At 38.4% G+C, this 20137-nt stretch carries 12 protein-coding genes; 11 read left to right on the top strand and 1 reads right to left on the bottom strand.

Annotated features, from left to right (window positions below; translation table 11 throughout):
* The first annotated feature begins 35 nt into the window (after positions 1-35).
* The 5 genes from leuS to WC460_04295 all read left to right on the top strand — a co-directional run bounded on the left by leuS (position 36) and on the right by WC460_04295 (position 9514).
* On the top strand, positions 36-2519 hold the full coding sequence (leuS, locus tag WC460_04275; GenBank protein MFA5188551.1) for a leucine--tRNA ligase: 2484 nt from the start codon (positions 36-38) through the stop codon (positions 2517-2519).
* A 39-nt stretch (positions 2520-2558) separates the two neighbouring features.
* Complete coding sequence (locus WC460_04280; GenBank protein MFA5188552.1) at positions 2559-3323, top strand: polyprenol monophosphomannose synthase; 765 nt, start codon at positions 2559-2561, stop codon at positions 3321-3323.
* Positions 3324-3504: 181 nt separating this feature from the next.
* A complete protein-coding gene (locus WC460_04285; GenBank protein ID MFA5188553.1) occupies positions 3505-6828 on the top strand; it encodes a hypothetical protein in 3324 nt (1107 codons plus the stop codon).
* A gap of 332 nt (positions 6829-7160) precedes the next feature.
* A complete protein-coding gene (locus WC460_04290) occupies positions 7161-8570 on the top strand; it encodes a ComEC/Rec2 family competence protein (protein MFA5188554.1) in 1410 nt (469 codons plus the stop codon).
* 71 nt (positions 8571-8641) lie between these two features.
* Complete coding sequence (locus WC460_04295) at positions 8642-9514, top strand: ComEC/Rec2 family competence protein (protein MFA5188555.1); 873 nt, start codon at positions 8642-8644, stop codon at positions 9512-9514.
* Between the two features lie 9 nt (positions 9515-9523).
* On the opposite strand, the gene WC460_04300 is transcribed toward WC460_04295, so the two are convergent.
* Positions 9524-9859, bottom strand: a complete 336-nt coding sequence (locus WC460_04300) for a hypothetical protein (protein ID MFA5188556.1) — start codon at positions 9857-9859, stop codon at positions 9524-9526.
* Between the two features lie 119 nt (positions 9860-9978).
* Here WC460_04300 and WC460_04305 point away from each other — a divergent pair, with 119 nt between their 5' ends.
* The 6 genes from WC460_04305 to WC460_04330 all read left to right on the top strand — a co-directional run bounded on the left by WC460_04305 (position 9979) and on the right by WC460_04330 (position 20134).
* Positions 9979-10563, top strand: coding sequence for a nucleoside-diphosphate kinase (locus WC460_04305; GenBank protein MFA5188557.1), 585 nt, complete (start codon positions 9979-9981; stop codon positions 10561-10563).
* A gap of 114 nt (positions 10564-10677) precedes the next feature.
* Positions 10678-10980: a hypothetical protein gene (locus tag WC460_04310; GenBank protein MFA5188558.1), complete on the top strand. Its 303-nt coding sequence runs from the start codon at positions 10678-10680 to the stop codon at positions 10978-10980.
* On the top strand, positions 10968-11198 hold the full coding sequence (locus WC460_04315) for a type II toxin-antitoxin system HicA family toxin (GenBank protein MFA5188559.1): 231 nt from the start codon (positions 10968-10970) through the stop codon (positions 11196-11198). The genes WC460_04310 and WC460_04315 overlap by 13 nt, the downstream gene beginning before the upstream one ends.
* Before the next feature lie 214 nt (positions 11199-11412).
* On the top strand, positions 11413-11598 hold the full coding sequence (locus tag WC460_04320) for a hypothetical protein (protein ID MFA5188560.1): 186 nt from the start codon (positions 11413-11415) through the stop codon (positions 11596-11598).
* A 106-nt stretch (positions 11599-11704) separates the two neighbouring features.
* A complete protein-coding gene (locus WC460_04325) occupies positions 11705-11917 on the top strand; it encodes a hypothetical protein (protein MFA5188561.1) in 213 nt (70 codons plus the stop codon).
* A 111-nt stretch (positions 11918-12028) separates the two neighbouring features.
* The gene (locus WC460_04330) at positions 12029-20134 is read left to right on the top strand and encodes an FG-GAP-like repeat-containing protein (protein ID MFA5188562.1); all 8106 of its coding nucleotides are present in this window, start codon (positions 12029-12031) and stop codon (positions 20132-20134) included.
* Positions 20135-20137 lie beyond the last annotated feature (3 nt).

A 20137-nucleotide genomic window follows, 5' to 3' on the forward strand; every position in this document is an offset into this window, starting at 1 on the left:
GCTTTATGGCTATATGGCTTTAATTTTATAAAACAATGCAACAATACAACCCCCAACAAATAGAGCCCAAATGGCAAAAATACTGGGAAGATAAAGAGTTAAATAAGGCCGAGGATTTTTCTAAAAAGCCCAAGTTTTATTGTTTGATTGAATTTCCTTATCCGTCTGGCGAGGGCTTGCATGTTGGCCATCCGCGTTCATACACGGCTTTGGATATTCTGGCGCGTAAAAAAAGAATGCAGGGCTTTAATGTGATGTATCCGATTGGCTGGGATGCTTTTGGTTTGCCAGCTGAAAATTATGCGATTAAAACCGGTACGCACCCAAAAATAACCACTGAAAAAAATATTTTTAATTTTAGACGCCAGATGAAGATGCTCGGCTTGTCTTATGACTGGTCTCGGGAAATTAATACGACTGATCCCAAATATTATAAATGGACCCAATGGATTTTTTTACAACTTTTCCATAAAAATCTGGCTTACAAAACCAAAATGGATATTAACTGGTGCACCAAATGCAATGTTGGTTTGGCAAATGAAGAAGTGGTTAATAATCTTTGTGAGCGTTGTGGTGGCGAAGTCTATCGTAGAGAAAGAGAACAGTGGATGCTGAAAATTACTGATTATGCTGATCGGCTTTTGGCCGATTTGGATACTGTTGATTATTTGGAAAAAATAAAAAAACAGCAAAGCGATTGGATTGGCAAAAGTTATGGGGCGCAGATTGTTTTCAAAGTTAAAAGCAAAACAATGTTGCCTAAGGAACATTTATATGATTTGCCGGTTTATACTACCAGGCCAGATACTCTTTTTGGCTGTACTTATATGGTCGTAGCTCCAGAACATGAATTAATTGATAAGTATAAAGACCAGATTGATAATATTAATGATGTGCTTGATTATCGCGATCAGGCCAAACATAAAACAGAATTGGAAAGAACTAATTTGGAAAAAGCTAAATCTGGCATTGAACTGCATGGTTTGAAAGCAATTAACCCAGTTAATGATGAAGAAATTCCGATTTTTGCTGCTGACTATGTTTTGGCAACTTATGGTACTGGTGCGATCATGGCTGTGCCAGCACATGATGAAAGAGATTATGAATTTGCCAAAAAATTTGATTTGCCAATTAAAGAAGTTGTTTTGGGTGGCAATATTAAAAAAGAAGCCTGGTCTGGCGAAGGTGCTTTGGTTAATTCTGATTTTCTCAATGGTTTAAATGTTGAAGAAGCGATTTTTAAAATAATTGAATGGTTAGAAAAAAAAGGTTTTGGTTTTCAGACTGTAAATTATCATTTGCGCGACTGGGTTTTTTCCCGCCAGCGCTATTGGGGTGAACCGATTCCTATTATAATTTGTCCAAAATGTGGTTATGTGCCGGTTGCGGAAAAAGATTTACCAATTGTTTTGCCAGAAGTTGAAAATTACCAGACAACTGAAAATGGGGATTCGCCTTTATCCATGATTGAGGACTGGGTTAATGTTGAATGCCCGAAATGCGGGGGCGAAGCAAAAAGAGAAACCGATACTATGCCAAATTGGGCTGGCTCGTCTTGGTATTTTTTAAGATACTGCGATCCGCATAATGACAAAGCCCTGGCTGATAAAAAGAAATTAAAATATTGGATGCCGGTTGATTGGTATAATGGCGGTATGGAACACACGACTTTGCATCTTTTGTATTCTCGCTTTTGGCATAAATTTTTATTTGATATCGGCGTAGTGCCAACCCCAGAACCATATGCCAAGCGTACTTCTCATGGCATGATTTTGGCTGAAAATAATGAAAAAATGTCCAAGTCCCGCGGCAATGTTATTAATCCTGATGATGTGGTCAAAGAATATGGCGCTGATACTTTTAGAGTTTATGAAATGTTCATGGGACCGTTTGATCAGCCAACTCCGTGGAGCACGCAGGGAGTCGTGGGCATAAAAAGGTTTTTAGAAAGAGTCTGGGCAATTGGCAATGATTTGGATAATACAAAAAGAGCCTCCTTCGCTTCCACCTACGCTAAAGCTTCGGTGGATAAAAAAGCTTCGGAGGATGAAGGGAGTGACGATGATTTGTTGCGCTTGACTCATAAGACAATTAAACAAGTGACTGAGCAGATTGAAACTCTGGATTTAAATACCTGCATTTCCGCCTTGATGATTTTGATTAATAAATTTCAAGCCGAAGGTTGCAATCAGGAAATATTTGAAATGTGTTTAAAGATTTTATCGCCCTTTGCCCCTCATCTTGGCGAAGAACTGTGGCAAAATTTGGGACATAAGAAGTCAATATTTTTGGAGAAGTGGCCAGAATATGATTCTGAATTAATCAAGGATGAAGTAAAAGAAGTGCCAGTGCAGATCAATGGTAAAATGCGTTGTAAAATTTTGGTCACAGATGATATGCCGGAAAAAGAAGTGAAAAATTTGGCGCTAGATGATGAGCATGTTAAAAAATGGCTGGAGGGGAATGAAGTGAAGAAAGTTATTTATGTGCCGGGGAAGGTAATTAATATTGTGATATAATTCCGAATGCCGAATTACGAATTCTGAAACTTAAAACATATGAATACAGCCCTAGTTATTCTCCCAACTTATAATGAAAAGGAAAATATTGAGAAATTGATTGGGGAAATTTTAGCGCAAAATTTAAATTTAGATATTTTAGTAGTTGATGATAATTCACCTGATGGCACTGGCCAAATAATTGAGGACTTGAGAAAAAACGGGCCTGGCCTCGGCTTGGCTGGGTCTTCTTTATTGAGAGACTGCTTTAAGCCTGGCCAAGACGGGCCTCAACTTTTTATTTTACATCGGGAGAAAAAAGAAGGATTGGGGCGGGCCTATATTGCTGGTTTTAAATGGGCCTTAGCTAATAATTATGAATATATTTTTGAAATGGATGCTGATTTTTCCCACCAGCCCGGATATTTAAAAGATTTTTTAAAAGCGATTAAAGATTGTGATTTGGTTATTGGTTCCAGATATATTAAAGAAGGAGGAACTGTTGGTTGGAGTAAAATCCGCGAATTGATTAGTCGCCTTGGTTGTTTGTACGCGCAAATAATTTTGGGTTTGAAAATAAAAGACTTAACCGGAGGATTCAAATGCTATCGTAAACCCGTTTTAGAAAAAATTGACCTGGATAAGATTCGGTCAAATGGCTATATGTTTCAAATTGAGATGACTTATAGCGCCTTTAAAAATGGTTTTAAAATTAAAGAAATTCCCATTATTTTTTTAGAGCGCAAACTCGGCAAAACAAAATTTAATAAAAAAATTATTTGGGAGGCAATGATAAATTGCTGGAAATTGCGATTTGACTTATAATAAAAGCAGATCTTGGTTTGCAATTTTTCAAAAAATTTGCTATAATTAAGGTATAAAAAATATTTAAAGGTAAAGCCATGCTAAATCTGAGCTGGAGTTCAAAAAACGCCAGAAATCTTAATAATATATATTAAAGAGGAAATTTTATTTTGCCTCTTTTTAATTTATTTAATTTTTTTCTATGAATTTAAAGTCAAAGAAGAAGGAACCATGGTTGAGCCAAGGACATTTAAAATTTATTGCAATTTATGCCGCCTTGGCCATTGTATTAGTAATTAATCAGGTAGTTTTTTCTTATATTTTGAAAGACAGGGAAAATGCCAATGCTTTTTCCAATACTGATATTGGAGATGTTTTCTCTGTTCTTGGAAACCGTGACGTACCGGCTGGGACAAACAATGTTTTGGTCGGCCAATTTATTCCGCCTGATCCCTGGGTACTAGGCAATCCCGGACAGACATGCAATTTTAGACTTGATGATCCTGGTAATAATTGCCTTCAATTGGTTGACGCTGATGGCACTGCCACAGAAGGAGCAGGTGCAGCGAGCGATGGTTCCAAATTAATGTTTTTTGATTGGGTTTTGCCCAGCCAGCCGTTTACAGTTGGGAATTTTTTATTTCATGTCGGTGATAATATTTGCACTGACAGTTATGCTGCGCCGACTTGCGTTTATATTGACAGTGACGGTGATTGCAATTCTTTTACCGGCACGCAATCAAATATTTTAAGTCCGGGCGGAGCTTGCGCTACTATAGCTGACAATCTTGTGGCTGGCGCTACTACACCGCTGTGGACACATACAGAGCTTATAAATAATAATAATGCTTACGACTATAGCGCTACGCTCGGCCAATCAGAGGCGATTTGGATTAGAAATTTAGATCCAGACGATGATATTGTGCAAGGCAGTAGCTGGGATTTGGCATTTGCAAATCAATGGCAAGGGGATGCGCCAGGCGCCTGGACTGCCCAAGATACTTTTTATGATGCCAATACAGACGGCATTTTTAATGGCGCTCTTACTGAGCCTGTATTTATTGATAAAGATAATGATGGCGAATATACTGATGTGGCTAATACGGTTTATGAGGCAGATGGGACCGCTACTTTAGGCGCTGGTACAAATGATGATGTCATCCCAGATGGTACGGTTTTATCACCGCTTTTGCCGGCTGACAATGTTTGCATAAGTACGCTTGGCCTGGGCGGGATTGGCAATATAATTATTTATGTTGATGGCAACGGCGACTGCATTCCGGGTAATGGTGGAACCGATGTTTTAGTCAGAGATGACACAGGGACATTACCACTGACAGTTTCGCCAATACCTGCTCCTGGTTTTGGCACATTCCCTTATGCTTTTATCAGCGCTGCCCAAATTCTCTATTATTATGATGCTGATTCCAGCGTGACATGGAGTTATGTCAATAGCGCAGCGACTACAGAAACTTTATGGGCCAGATTGCAAGGCCTTGACCAATGGCATATTAATAAGGAAGGAGCTACCGGCGTAATAGAAGCTGATGGTACGGCTACGATTGGTGCTGGCGTTGATGATGATGCGCTTACAAATGGCGCTGCTTTAACATATTTACAGCCAGCTGATAATATGTGTGTTTCCAGAAATGCGATAACAACAGCAATTGAAGATATATATATTGATACAAGCGGCGATTGCATCCCTGGCAATGGCGGACTTGATACTATTTTGCAGGATACTACCGCTGATGGGTTAAACCCTGCGACTAGCGGTGGCTTTTGGGCCTCAGGCGCAGGCACTTTTGCTTATTTTGATGGCGCAGTCGCGGCTAATGGGGTCTGGGATTGGGGCGCGAGCGCTGCTTTGACAGAATCAATTTGGATTGAAATATATGGCAATGAAGCTGCTTCTTCGGCTGATACGAATATTTATAGTTATGGTACGGCAATCGCTGGAGATCCATTAACCCAATTAAGCGCAGCAGTCGGCCCTACAAGCGGTGAGCCTTTAATTTATGCTGATGCAGATGGTTTGGCAACACTTAATTCTACAGACACTATTTTAGAAGACAATGGCAATGTCCAGACAGGGATAGCGGGCGTGCCAAACGGAGTTATTGACAGAGAGATAGATACTCTGGCTTATTTTAGTTTTCTAAACGCAGGCACTGCCGTGCCAGGCGCTGAAATAACAAATTTAGCTTTATACGCGGCAGGCGCTGATGATATTTGTGATAATCCGGCGGGTTCGGTTGACGATGTCTTTGTTAATAATTTCACCTGGACAGGCACTGAATGGTCTTTACCGATGATAGGTGAGTTTTCTTCTTTGACAACAGGCAGGTTATGCGTGTCCATGAATGTCAGTCCTGCTACTCCTCCGGGTCGTACATTTATTTTAGCAGTTCCGCAATTGGTGGATAATAATTTAAACGGACTTTTTGAGACTGGTGATAATGGCTGGTTTTTCTATTCGTCTAATGATGGCGCTATAGGCGGGAATGCTGTACTCCCAGATACATATACAATTACTGTCGCGCCTAGCTACGGAGGCCGAACTCAAGACACTACCCCGCCCGGGATTTTAACAAATGTTAATCTTAAGGCAGATTCAAGCGGTACTATTACTTTGACCTGGCAAGATCCGACTGATGCTGATCTGAATAATATAGTGATAGATATAACAACAGCAGGACAAACAGCAACTCAAACTGTAAATAAGGGAGTGCAAACTTTGATAGTGAGTGGTGGGAAAGCAGGACAAGAATACTCTTTTAGTTTTAGGTCTGAGGATACCAGCGGTAATTTAAGTCCAAAACAAGTATATTCTATTGTTATTCCTGCAACTGGCGACACAGTCATTACTCAACCGGCAGCCGGTGAAGTTTTACCAACCCCAATCCCGCCGCAAGTTATCTTGCCAACAAATATTAAAATTGGAGATCTTTTAAAAGATGCGGCGACAAAAACTGTTTATGTTGTGGGTAATGATGGTAAAAGGCATGTTTTTCCAAATGGGGCAACATTTTTTACCTGGTTTAATGATTTTTCCTTAGTTAAAACAGTAGGCGATGATATTTTAAGCCAATTGCCTTTTGGCGCAAATGTTACTGTCCGTCCAGGCACAAAACTAGTCAAAATTCAGACAGATCCAAATGTTTATGCAGTTGAACCGGGCGGAATTATCAGAGCAATAAAATCAGAGGCAATTGCCGCAGAGTTATATGGGACAGATTGGGCAGCAAAAATTATAGATGTGCCAGATGTTTTCTTTGTTAATTATGTTAAAGGTCCTGATATCGCAGAAGCAAGCTATCCCGCCGGTTCATTAATCCAGTATCTTGGTTCAAGTGAAATTTATTATATAGATAATATGCTTAAGAGATTAGTGTCTGCCGAAGTTTTTACTAACAATCTATATAATGCGGGCTTCGTGATTAAAAATGTAGCAATTACGAAAGTTTATTCTTTAGCGGAAAATCAGGCCAAATTATCAATCGCTGACATGATGATGTTTAAATAAAAATTCAGATAAAAAAAACCCTGCGCCATACGGCGCAGGGTTTTTTTGCTATAATAAATATAAATGACAAAAGACCTGCCTTCGCAAATGCTTCGGCCTTCGTCGACCATAGTCGGCTACGGCCGACTGCGGTCGGCAGGCAGGCAAAATGCAAAAAACAAATCTTCGTCCCGCCCAGCGGGACTACGGTTTGCGAAGGCAAAAAATTCAAATTATGAAATTCAATACTTAAAATTGGCAATAACATGAATTACTCAAAGATATTTTTTTATTCCTGTCTATTTTTTATTATCGGTGTCTTTGTCCACTCAGTATTGTCCATTGAGGCTTTTGTGATTTATTTAATTCTACTTGTTTCAATCTTATTTTTAATTTTAAGCTTTAAAAATAAATATTTTTTAGTGCTTGGTTTGTGGGGGCTTTTTTTGTTTTTAGGACTCTGGCGTTACCAGCTTTCTTTACCGCAAAAAAATCCAGGTCAGATTTTTTATTATAATGGCCAGGAAGTTCAGATTAGGGGTTTTATTGATAAGGAACCTGACCAGAGGGAAGACAAGGTAAAACTGGAATTAAAAAGCCAAGAAATTTTTCTCAGCAATTCTTGGCAAAAAGTATCAGGAAAAATTTTGGTCACTAATTATTTGTATCCCGAATATAGTTATGGCGACAGACTGGAGTTTACTTGTAATTTATTAAGCCCGGAGAATGTCCAGGGTTTTGCTTATGATGATTATTTAGCGCGCTATGATATTTATTCAACCTGTTATAATCCCAAGATAACTTTGCTAGCTAAAGGTCAGGGCAATTTTGCCTTGTCTGAGATTTTAAAGTTAAAGAGTTTTTTTATTGCCAGGCTGAATTATGTTTTGCCTGAGCCTCAGTCCTCATTTTTAGCCGGGCTTTTGATTGGCGCCAAAAGGGCAATTCCCGGGGATTTACAGACAGCTTTTAGTAAAACAGGAACCACGCATGTTGTGGCAGTGTCTGGCTATAATGTGACAATTATTGCTGTTTTTTTAATGCTCATCTTCCAGAATTTAGGTCTGGGCAGAAAGAAATCCTTTTGGTTGATTATTGGTTTTTTAATTTTCTTTGCTATCATGACTGGATTGCAATCCTCCTGTATTAGGGCGGCTATTATGGGAGGCGTAGTTTTACTGGCAAATTATTTGGGCAGGTTAAGTAAAATTAGAAATGTTTTAGTTTTAACTGCAGTTATAATGATTGCCTTAAATCCCAAGATTTTAGTTTTTGATCTGGGTTTTCAGCTCTCGTTTTTAGCAACGTTAGGCTTAGTTTATTTGAATCCAATATTACTACAAATATTAAAAATTAAAAATTTAAAATTATCCGCCAGAGGCGGAAAAATTGTAAAATTGATTTTCGGCGATTTTTTGTTGACAACTTTATCAGCAATTATTATGACCCAGCCCATAATTTTATATAACTATGGCAAAATTTCTTTAATTGCGCCTGTGGCAAATATTTTGATCTTGCCTTTTGTGCCTCTAGCCATGCTTTTAGGCTTTTTAACTGGAATTTTAGCCATGGTCTGGACTGGATTGGGCTGGGTGGCTGGCTGGAGCGTTTGGCTGGTTTTAACCTATATTATCTGGATTTTGGAACATTTGGCTAAATTGAATTGGGCGTATTTTGAATTGCCGAAAATTAGTGTTTGGGTCATGCTGATTTTTTACGCAATAATTATTGGTTCTATTTGGAGATTTAAAAAATCAGTTTAAGCTTTAAAATTAAGACATGTTTTTATTTAGAGAAATATTAATTCGCCCAGATTAAATGATATAATATAATCATGGAAAGATATTTAAGAAAAATAACCAAAATTTTAGGCAGCGCCTTGCTGATTGTTTTTTTATTAATTGCTTTTACTGCCCATTCGCAGAGCCAGAGGCAGAATCTGGAAATTGATTATCTGGATGTCGGCCAGGGCGATGCGATTTTAATAAAAACTCCTTATCAACAAAACATTTTAATTGATGGCGGGCCTGATAATAAAGTTTTAGCTGCTTTGGGCAAAAATTTGGCTTTTTATGATAAAGATATTGACCTGGTTATTTTAACTCACCCTCACACCGACCATGTTATTGGCTTAATTGAAATTTTACGGCGTTACAATGTTAAAAAAGTTTTACTGACTGAAATTAAAAATAATTCCCCGCCTTATTTAGCTTTTTTAGAGGAAATTAAAAAACAAAACATAATTGCAGAAAAAGCTGACAAGCCCCAGGATATTATTTTAGGCCAGGATCTGGATTTGAAAATTTTATATCCGTTTAATGATATTAGCTCAAAGAATTTTGAGGATTTAAATAATTCTTCAATCATAGTAAAATTAATTTACAAAAATAATTCCTTCTTATTTACCGGTGATGCGGGCTTTCCTGAGGAACAGGATTTATTGGCCAGTAAAGTGGATTTAACTGCCAATGTCTTGAAAGTCGGCCATCATGGCAGTAAATATTCAACGAGCCAGGAGTTTTTAGCAGCGATTCAGCCGCAAGACGCCATAATTGAAGTAGGCGCAAATAATTCTTATGGCCATCCGAATTTGGCAACTATCAATAGATTAGAAAAAAATAATATTAAAATTCTTAGAACTGATTTAAGCGGGACAATAGCAATTATTAGTGATGGGCAGAATATTAAAATAAAAGCCGAGAGATAGAACTCTCGGCTAAAGGCTGTTGTCTAAATGGTAAGTTTCCAGAAAAATTTGTTTTTTGATCTTGGAAACTTGAGACCCTGTATTTAGGGGTCTGCCATTTAAATCAATTAGCACAAAAGAAATATGATCTTTTTCCACATTTTCTATTTTGACTCTCTTGATGTAAATAGAGGGGATGCTAGGGTGCGGGAAAAAGGTGCCTTGAAAAAAACGTTCTGGCATTTTGGCTTGTTTAAATAAACCGCCATGTTCATCTGAAACATCCAGAATAACAAAGTCTTTTTCTTTGGCTTTTATTTGGGCAGTTTGGGCCCAAATATCGCCTGAAATTGGGGCTCCAAACATATTGTCCTCCTTTTTTGAGATTTAGTTGTAATTTAACAGAAAAAAATAATGGCGTCAAATACTTGAAAAGATATTATTTTTTTGCTAAAATGATTATATCTAATATTTAAAAAATTTATATGGAAAAGACTTTAGTTATTATTAAGCCAGATGGGGTGCAGAGAAATTTAATAGGGGAAATTATCAGCCGGTTTGAAAGAAGCGGCTTAAAATTAGCGGCCACGAAATTAGTGCGCGCTGATGACAAAATGGTAGAAAAACATTATACCATTGATCCTGAATGGGTAAAAAAAGTCGGGGTCAAAGCCATTGAATCTTACAAAGAAAAAGGCTTAACCCCGCCTAATGACGACCCGATCGCTGTCGGCAAAGATGTCCTAAATCGTTTAAAAGATTTTATGACTGCCGGTCCAGTTTTAGCCATGGTTTGGGAAGGCAATGAAGCAGTATCTTTGGTGCGCAAGATTTGCGGCTCAACTGAACCATTTAGCGCAGCCATTGGCACAATCAGGGGTGATTATAACCCGATTGAAACTTACCAAATGGCTGATTTGGCTAATCGCGCTATCAGAAATCTGGTTCATGCCTCGGGTACGTCTGCCGAAGCAGCCCAAGAAATAAAGATCTGGTTTAAAAAAGAAGAAATTTTGGATTATAATTTGGCTCGAGATACTATATTATACGATTATACCTGGAAAATTTGATTTGATGCGAGAGGACAAATGACTGGCTATAAAAAATTTTATCTTTTTAATTAAAATTTGCAAATTATAATAAAAATGTCTATAATCGTAGTATAAACGTTTAATTGAAATTTTATGGCTAAAATTAACTTAGAATTTAAGCTTCCAGTCTCTATTTTACGCGAAGGCAAGCAGTATATAGCCTATACGCCTGCTTTGGATTTATCTACCTCGGGGAAAACTTATAAAGAAGCTAAAAAGAGATTTGAAGAAATTGTTAATATTTTTTTTGAAGAACTTATTAAAAAAGGAACTGTAGATGAGGTTTTACAAGATTTAGGATGGAAAAGAGTTCTCTCAAAATGGAATCCGCCTATTGTAATTTCTCAAGAATCGCAATCAATAAGTATTCCCATGTCCAGTTTATGCCACGCTTAACTCCAATACATTGGAAAATTTTTGAAAAGTTTATTTTGTTTGTTGGCTGCAATTTCTCCAGGGAAAAAGGAGACCATAGGGTTTATAGCCGCGATGGATTAAAAAGGCCTGTAGTTATTCCGCGCAGCGGAGATTTGCCCGTTTTTATTATCAGGAATAATTTGCGAGTTTTAAATATTAGTCCAGATGAATATCTGGAGATATTAAAACAATTATAAGGTTTAATTATGACAACCACCAAAGCAATACAACTGCAGAAAATTGATTTAAGAACCAATTTATTAGGCTTATTGCTTTTATTAAGCTGCTTTTTGGTGGTTAGACTTTTTAGATAACAAATTTACATAGATTGTAAATTAAACTAACCGCCAAAAGGCGGTTGGTTTTTATTTAGTCCTTTAAACTAAAAAACCATAAACGAGGAGGGCAACGATGGACGTAATCAGAGTACAGGAATTTCCCCAGAAAAAGGTCTGTAAAAAATGCAAAGCAGATTGGAATGAAAAAAAGAATGCAGATGGCCAGTGCCAAATCTGCGGCTCAACTGAAAGCAAATGGGCTCATTATGACCCTGAAACCAAAGAAATAGTGGTAATGCCGAGATTAGTTGGGCTTTAAGGCTATGTCGGGCGGGTTAAGCTATTTTAACCCGCCCTAAATTTTGCTATTTTAAAAAAATAAGGTAAAATTAAAACAGGAGCAAACAAAAAGAGGAGGAATTAGCATGGCAAAAGAAGGTGATGAAGCAGAAGTATTTTTCATAAGCCAGGGCCGTAAATTAGTAGAAGGTTTTTATGCTTATAGCAAGGAGGCAAAAGCCCTGCAAAGAAAAATTGGATGTTCAGATGTCCGCAGAGGGGCAAGGATTTTTCGCTTGGAGGATATAAATGAGCGATTAATTCCCACGCTTCAGCGCAGGTTGGATGATTTAGTATAGCGATCCCTTATTATTAGACCCTCGGTCGGGGGTCTTTTTTTAACTTTCTTTTAATATTTTAATAATCGTATTTTATGCTATAATTTAAGCATAACTCTTAATTCCAAAATCATGCTTAATCTAAAATCAAAGAGCTCTGTTTTTTTATCCAAGCTAACCATGTCCGCGTTAGTTTTTTTGTTTATTTTTACTTCAAGCCCAGGTTTGGCTTTGGCAGCTGAAGAAGCTGTAAGCCCTGAAGCGCCTGCTGACACAAGTGCTTCAGCTGGATCTACTGATACTTCCACACCAACAACTGACACAACAACCCCCACACCAGCAGAAGCGCCAGCTGATCAGGCGAGTTTGGATGGAGCTAAAGCTGATACAGAATCGCAAGATCAGGGCATGGATACTTTGACTGAAGAGGAAGATCCTGAAAATAGCCCAGAAACAAAAAAAGCCGCTGAGAATAAATTTAATCTTGAGACCGATGGTTCTACTGGTGCTTTAATTTATACTTTTCCTTTAACTATTCCGCCGGGTAGAAATAATTTACAGCCTGATTTGAAATTAGTTTATAACAACCAAAATAACGATAACACTAATATTATTGGTTATGGCTGGTCTCTAAATATCCCTTATATTGAAAGACAACCTAAAATAGGCGTAAATAATCTTTATGATGAAAATTATTTTACTTCTTCTCTATCTGGTGAATTAGAAGATATTAGTTTGACCGATGGCCATCATGGCACCTATGGCTCAAAAGTTGAAAATGGCGATTTTTTAAACTACGAATTTAATGCGAATAATTATTGGGTTGTCACAGATAAAAAGGGAACATTCTATAGGTTTGGTTATAATTCAGGCGCTCGCCAAGATGATCCGAATGACAGCTCTCATGCTTTCAAGTGGATGCTGGAAGAAGTACGAGACACAAATAACAATTACATTAAATATGAATATTATAAAGATGCAGGCCAGATATATCCAGCTGATATTAAATATACTGGCTATAATACAACCGATGGCATTTTTGAAATAGATTTTTTAAGAGAATCAAGGAATGACGACCTGGCTTCTTTTAAAACAGGGTTTGAAGTGACTACCAGTTATCGCATAAATGAAATTCAAGCAAAAATTAATGGCACCTGGGTCAAGAAATATCAATTAGATTATTCTTCTGGTGATAATGGAGTTCGTTCAATGTTAAATACAATTACTGAAACTGGCCAGGATGAGCAGAGTAATACTATTACTTTGCCGACCAATGATTTTACATATCAAACTAAAACAAAAAGCTGGACAGAGGATACGAACTATATAATCCCAGAAACTTTTGTCACCAATTCCTTCCGTGATTTTGGCACACGTATACTAGACATAAATGGTGATGGACTGCCGGATATAATTCGTAGCCAATGTCTCTATAATGGAAATTCATATAAAAAAGTTTATATAAATCAAGGCGACGGCACCGGGTGGGTAGAGGATACTAATTATACTATACCTGTCTGTTTCGTTAGTTCCGGCGGTTATGATACAGGAGCACGGCTGGCTGATATTAATGGCGATGGGTTTGTAGATATTCTTTATGCCTATAGACAATATGATGGTTCAATATATAGCAAAGTTTACTTAAATCAAAACGATGGTACAGGTTGGGAAGAAGATACAAATTGGAGCATACCAGTTGATTTTTGTGGCGGGGGGCATGGCTCGGCCGCTAGATTGAGTGATGTAGATGGTGATGGTCTTGTAGATATTTTATCTTCCCAGTTGGATTATTACCAGCAAATAGTAGATCATGTATATATTAATAAAGGCGACGGTACTGGCTGGCAAGAAGACACAAATTATACAATACCAGAAAGCTTTGTTACTTATTCTTTGCACGATATGGGGACTCGTATAATTGATGTAAATGGAGATGGGTTACCTGATATCCTTCGTTCTCAGCAGGGTGTTTCAGGAAATCCAGATATTAGGCATGTGTATATAAATAAGGGGGATGGAACCGGTTGGGCAGAAGATACTAATTATACGTTACCTGAAAATTTTGTGACATATTCAGGATATGATTTTGGGGTGCGTACAGCAGATATAAATGGCGATGGCCTAGAGGATATTATACGTGCACAAGATGGTATCTCTGGATATCCAGATATTAGGCATGTATATATTAATAATGGTGATGGCACTGGCTGGACAGAAGACACAAACTATACAATTCCCGAAAATTTTGCCGTAACGTCTTGTTTTGGGAATGGTACACAAATAATCGATATAAATGGTGATGATTTAGCTGATATTATACGTGCACAAGATGGTATTCCCGGATATAGTATCCCTGATATAAAAGAGGTTTACATCTCAAATCCCCATAACGCAGATTTGTTATCACAAATTACCCAAAGCAGGGGTGGGCAGAGTAGTGTAGAATACAAAGGTTCTCCCCAATATTTAGACCTTTCTGTTAATTTATTAAATCCGCATTTACAGAAAATTATACAGACCGTCTCTCAAATAGAATATGATGATGGCCTGAATAACACATGGACTGAAAGTTATCAATACGCTGACGGCTTGTATTACTTTTCTGATTATCTTAACCGCAAGTTGGCTGGTTTTGGCAAGGTGACGAAAACTGACGGAGAGGGCAATGTAACCAAGACCTATTTTCACCAGGGCAATGACAGTGATTCAAGCCATGGCGAGTATTCTGATGATGTTTCAAAAATTGGTAAGGTTTATCGGACTGAAAGTTATGACGACAGCGATAACTTGTATTCCAAAACCATAAACAAATGGGAAAATTATGATTTGGGGAATGACCAGGATTTTGTGAAATTAACCCAGACAATTGCTTCCAGTTATGACGGTAATACCAGCCATAAAGATAAGGCAGAAACCTATACTTATGATAATGCGAATGGAAATCTAACAGAGAAAATAACCTGGGGCGAGGTTACTGGTTCTGATAACGGCACCTTTACAGACACCGGTTCTGATAAATACACAACTGATATTGATTATGCCGCCACAACAGGCAGCGCGGTTATTGGCTCACCTTCCCATGAAACAACAATTGACCAGAGCTCAAATAAAATTAAGGAAACAAAATATTATTATGATACTTTAAGTTTGGGTTCAGTTGGGGCAGGCAATTTAACCAAGCAGGAAATGTGGAAATCAGGCACAAGTTATATCAATGCCCAGAAAACTTACAATTCTTATGGCTTGGTGACTGAAGAAACAGATCCACGGGGCAAAACCACTGATTATACATATGATACTTATAACCTTTATCCTGCGAGTGTTACGAATGCTTTAAGTCAAACTAGCAGTTATGCTTATGATTATTCTTCAGGCAAGCCGACTCAGGTTACAGACCCTAATAGCCGGGTATTTCAGACTGTTTATGATGCCCTGGATAGGGTTAAGCAGGAAAAACAGCCTGATTTAACTACGCCAAGCACTTTGGTTGTGAAATCAGAATATACTTATACTGATAATACTGTGCCAACTAAAGTCCAGCAGGCAAATAATCTGGATTCCTCAACTAGTTTTGATATTTATACTTATTTAGACGGGTTTGGCAGGAAAATTCAGGAAAGAAAAGAGGCTGAGGACACAAATACTTTTAGTGTTAAAGATTTTGTTTACAATGATCTGGGCCTGATTGAAAAAGAATCATTGCCGTATTTTTCGTCTGGTTCAAGCAGAACAACTGCCACAACTGACACTTCTCTTTATACCAATTATACTTACGACCCATTGCAAAGAGTTTTAACAGCAATTAACGCGGTTGGCACAACATCCAATACTTATGATGACTGGAAACTGACAATCACTGACGCTGAAAGCAATGTTAAAGATTTATATAAAGATGCCTATGATAATTTGATCCAGGTTGACGAGCATAATGACAGCAACACCTATTCTACTTATTATGAATGGAATGGCTTGTCTAATTTGACCAAAATAACAGATTCGCAGGATAATGTCAGGAATTTTACTTATGATGGCTTGGGCAGAAGATTAACAGCTGAAGATTTGCATGACACGTCTGATTCATATTTTGGCGCTTGGACTTACAGCTATGATGATTCAGGCAATTTAACCTCTCGTTTAGACCCCAAGAGCCAGACAGTCAACTGGACTTATGATGATCTTAACCGCGTCTTGACTGAAGATTACACTGGCCAAACCGGCACAGAAATAACTTATGCTTATGACACTGGCACTGACGGGATTGGCAGATTATATACTGCGACAACTCCGGATGTTGTCACGACTTATGCTTATAATGCTTTAGGCGGGGTTAAAACAGAGAATAAGAATATTAATTCTGCTGATTATTTGACAGAATACGAATATGACCGCCAGGGGAACCAGACTTTGATAACCTATCCCAATGACATTGAAGTAAAATACAATTACAACACGGCCGGGCTTTTAGAAGAAGTTGAAGCTAAAGCATCAGGCGATCCAAGCTATACTGATTTAGTTAGCGATTATGATTATTCGCCATTGGAGCAGGTTGCTTATCAGGAAGATGCTAATGGTGTTAAAACATATAATACTTATGATGCTGCAGAATTGTATCGGTTAAAGGAAAAGATTACGGCTAGTGTTGACGAAGGTGGTTTTGAAGATCTTTATAATATAGCTATGGCTGGTGGGGCTGGAAACGGTAGTAAGTCCTACGAAATTACGAATCCGTATGAATATACGAATAGTTCCTCAGTGAGCTTGCCTGGGATAACTGATAATCCGGTTGTTCAGGGTTTGGGTTCCATTGTCAAAGCAGCCCTCGCCCCCCTTGTCATTCAGAGTGAGCCATTGAAAATGGCGAGCGAAGAATCCTTTACTTCAAATAATCCCTTTTCAGCTGCCTTTGACTTGGGTAACAATGCGAATACTGCGAATGTTGTTAAGGGTTTAGGCTTAATTGTTAAAGCAGCCCTTTCACCCACCTCTGTCATTCTGAACGGCAGTGAAGAATCTGTTACCACCCCTTCTGCTTATTCAGCTGCTTTTGATTTGGGTAATAATGCGAATGCTACGAATGATATTAAGGTTGAACCTAAACTAGACCTCTGGGGCAAGCCAGTTGATTACAAACTACCCAAAGACAAAACCATTTATCTTAAATACGACAAAGAAGCCAAGCCCGGGGAACTGCCAAAGGAAGCCATTGAATTTCTTGATAAGTCTGGCAGTAAAATTAATTCTCCGGAATTAAAATCCATTTATCCTCAAGAAGCGATTGATTATTTTAATTCAGGGCCAAAATCAATTACCGGCAGTTTGTCGGGCGCAGGCGCGTCATTAAGCAAAAATGATTTTCATATGGCTCTGACCGGCACAATGCCCAATCCTTCAACTAATTTGAATTCAGAAAGCAAATGGACAACAGAAAATATTATTTACAACCAGGGGTTTGAAGACGGGTTTAACAGCTGGACCTGGCAGAATAATTTAGACGCCACTCGCCAGGAAGATTGCACTGTTTCTTACGCAGGCGATTGTTCAGAAAAGGCGATTGTTAATACTGCCGGTTCATTTTGGCAAGTGCAATTATCCCAGATTTTACGGCTTGATCAGGATACAAATTACAAATTGCGCTTTAAAGCTAAAGCGTCAACTGCCACCACTTTTAGCTTTGACGCTGAAGAAAACCACAGCCCATATAATCTGCTTGGCTTATGGGCAAGCAATGTTGCGATTGGCACTGACTGGACAACTTATGAATATTCTTTCACTGCCTTGGCCAATGATCAAAACGCCAAAATAACATTTCACCTGGGCGCAAATTCAGCCACTTACTGGTTTGATGAAATTGAACTCATACCTGATACGTTTAACAAAATCAAAAATCCCAGTTTTGAAAACAGCGCTGCTTACTGGGGCTTTACCAGTTTTGGCGGAGGCTATGGCGCAGGCACCAACAGCATTGATTGCGGTTCTCCGGTTGAAGGCAGCTGTGATGACAATGTTGACATCACTGTCACCGGCAATTACTGGGAAGTGAGCTTGTCCCAGCCCACTGCTTTGGACAGTACCAAGACCTATGAATTATCTTTTTACGCCCGCACTGATTCCCCATACGCGCAAACGCCTCATGTTTGTTTGGCGCAAAACCACAGCCCCTGGACTGATTTGACTTCCCTGGTTGGCTTTACCCTGGATAATGGCTGGCAAAAATACGAGGTTGAACTCACCCCGTCTGCGACAGACTCAAACGGCCGTTTGCTTTTCTATCTGGGTGATAATAGTGACGGTATTTACTTTGATGATGTTAAATTAAAAGAAATCCAGCCCACTAAAATTTCCGATTCCACGCCTGAATTTAGCGCGATTTATGATGATGCTGACTCTGGCGATTATGCGACTGATTATCAGATACAGGTGATTAAATACGATGGCGATTGGGACGAGCCGTTATGGGACAGCGGCCAAACTGCGCTGACAAGTTCTGTTTTGGAAGGGGACAGGACAGAAGATATTTCTTATGGCGGCGCTGCTTTACCTCTCAATGGCATGAAATATTTTTGGCGCATTAAACTTTGGGACGACGATGACAATGAGGGCTCGTGGACAAATGGCAAGGATTATTTCGTAATGCAGGGAAAACGCATACAGGATTTGGCGTATACTTACGACAATGTGGGAAATATAGCCCAAATTATTGATGAATCGGAAACCAACACGAAAAAGAAATCAGTGTTTGAATATGATGATTTGTATCGTTTAACCTCTGCAACCATTTCAGATAGTTTCAGCGATTATACCCAGACTTATGCTTATGATTCCTTGGGTAATTTTACCAATAGGTCTGGTTTGGGAAATTATGCTTATGAAGGGAATACAGGAACTTCCTTTGCCAATCCGCATGCGGTTACCACTATAAACAGCGCTGCAAATCTGGACTATGATAATAACGGAAACTTGACCAATTTGCACCTTGGAAGTTTTGTTTTAATCGGTGCGGATTATGATTATAATAACAGGATAATTGAAACCTTGAGGCCAAATAGTCAGACCAGTACTTATAAATATGATCACTCAGGCCAGAGAATAGAGCAGAATATCAGCTCTGGCGCAAAAGTAACTGTTTATCCTAATAAGTATTATGAAAAGACGACTGAAGGGGAAACCGTAAGTGAAACATTGAATATCTATTCTCATGATCAGCTAATTGGCACAGTGCAAGCTTCTGGAAGCAGTTTTAATCTGTATTTTGTACATCCTGATCATTTAAATAGTTCATCGGTAATGACCAACTATGATGAAACGGGAAGTGTGGATCAGGTGATTGATTATACGCCTTTTGGAGGTTTGCGATTTAATGAACAGAATTCTAGTCAAGATATTGAGAGAAAATTCACAGGGCATATAGCGGACGACAGTACTACTTTGCAGTACTTTGGGGCAAGGTATTATCAAGGGGATGTGGGACGTTTTTGGAGTGAGGACCCTGTGTTTTTGGATATTGGAAATTCAGGCTCCAAGAAAGTTTGGGGCGAGAGTCTGGCTAATCCTCAAGGGTTGAATTCTTACAGCTATGTATTAAATAATCCATTAAGGTTAATAGACCCATTGGGCTTACGGCCATTATCAGAGCATGAAACAGCAGTTGCTATGCAAATGCAAAGTTTATGGAGTTCAGGGGCAAGTAGCGGTTCATCAGGAGCAGATGTTTTTAGAACCGCATATAATACATATGTTAATACTATTCAAGCTTTGCCTGAAGGCGGAGATCCTCAGAACTTTACCATTACAAATGACGCAATGTTTAAGTGGTATGATAATCAAATGGGCTATACCGATTGGTCATATGGGGCTAAGATTAAAAGTGATTATTATACTTCGATATCTAAAAATTGGAAATGTAATTATTTTGTAGCTGAGACACTTAAGGATTCAGTGGGATATAAAAATAATATGCATACCGATTGGTTAGATATTACTAGACGTCCACCTTTAGCCACTGACTGGGTTCATAATAATGTTAGCGGTTTTAGTTCGGTTCAAACTCCTGGAATGGGAGATGTGATTTCTTTTGATAATGAAGATGGCAGTTATCACGCTGGCATTTATTTTGGAAGTAATTTATACATTTCAGCCACTGCTACAGCTGAATATCAAAATGGAAATGTAGCTGATGGTGTTATTATTAAACCAATACCAACTGGTCATCCAATTAATTATAATAGATTAAATCATTAAATT

This window comes from Patescibacteria group bacterium (genome assembly GCA_041651155.1).
In the GTDB taxonomy this organism is placed as follows: domain Bacteria; phylum Patescibacteriota; class Patescibacteriia; order CAIXNZ01; family CAIXNZ01; genus JAPLYF01.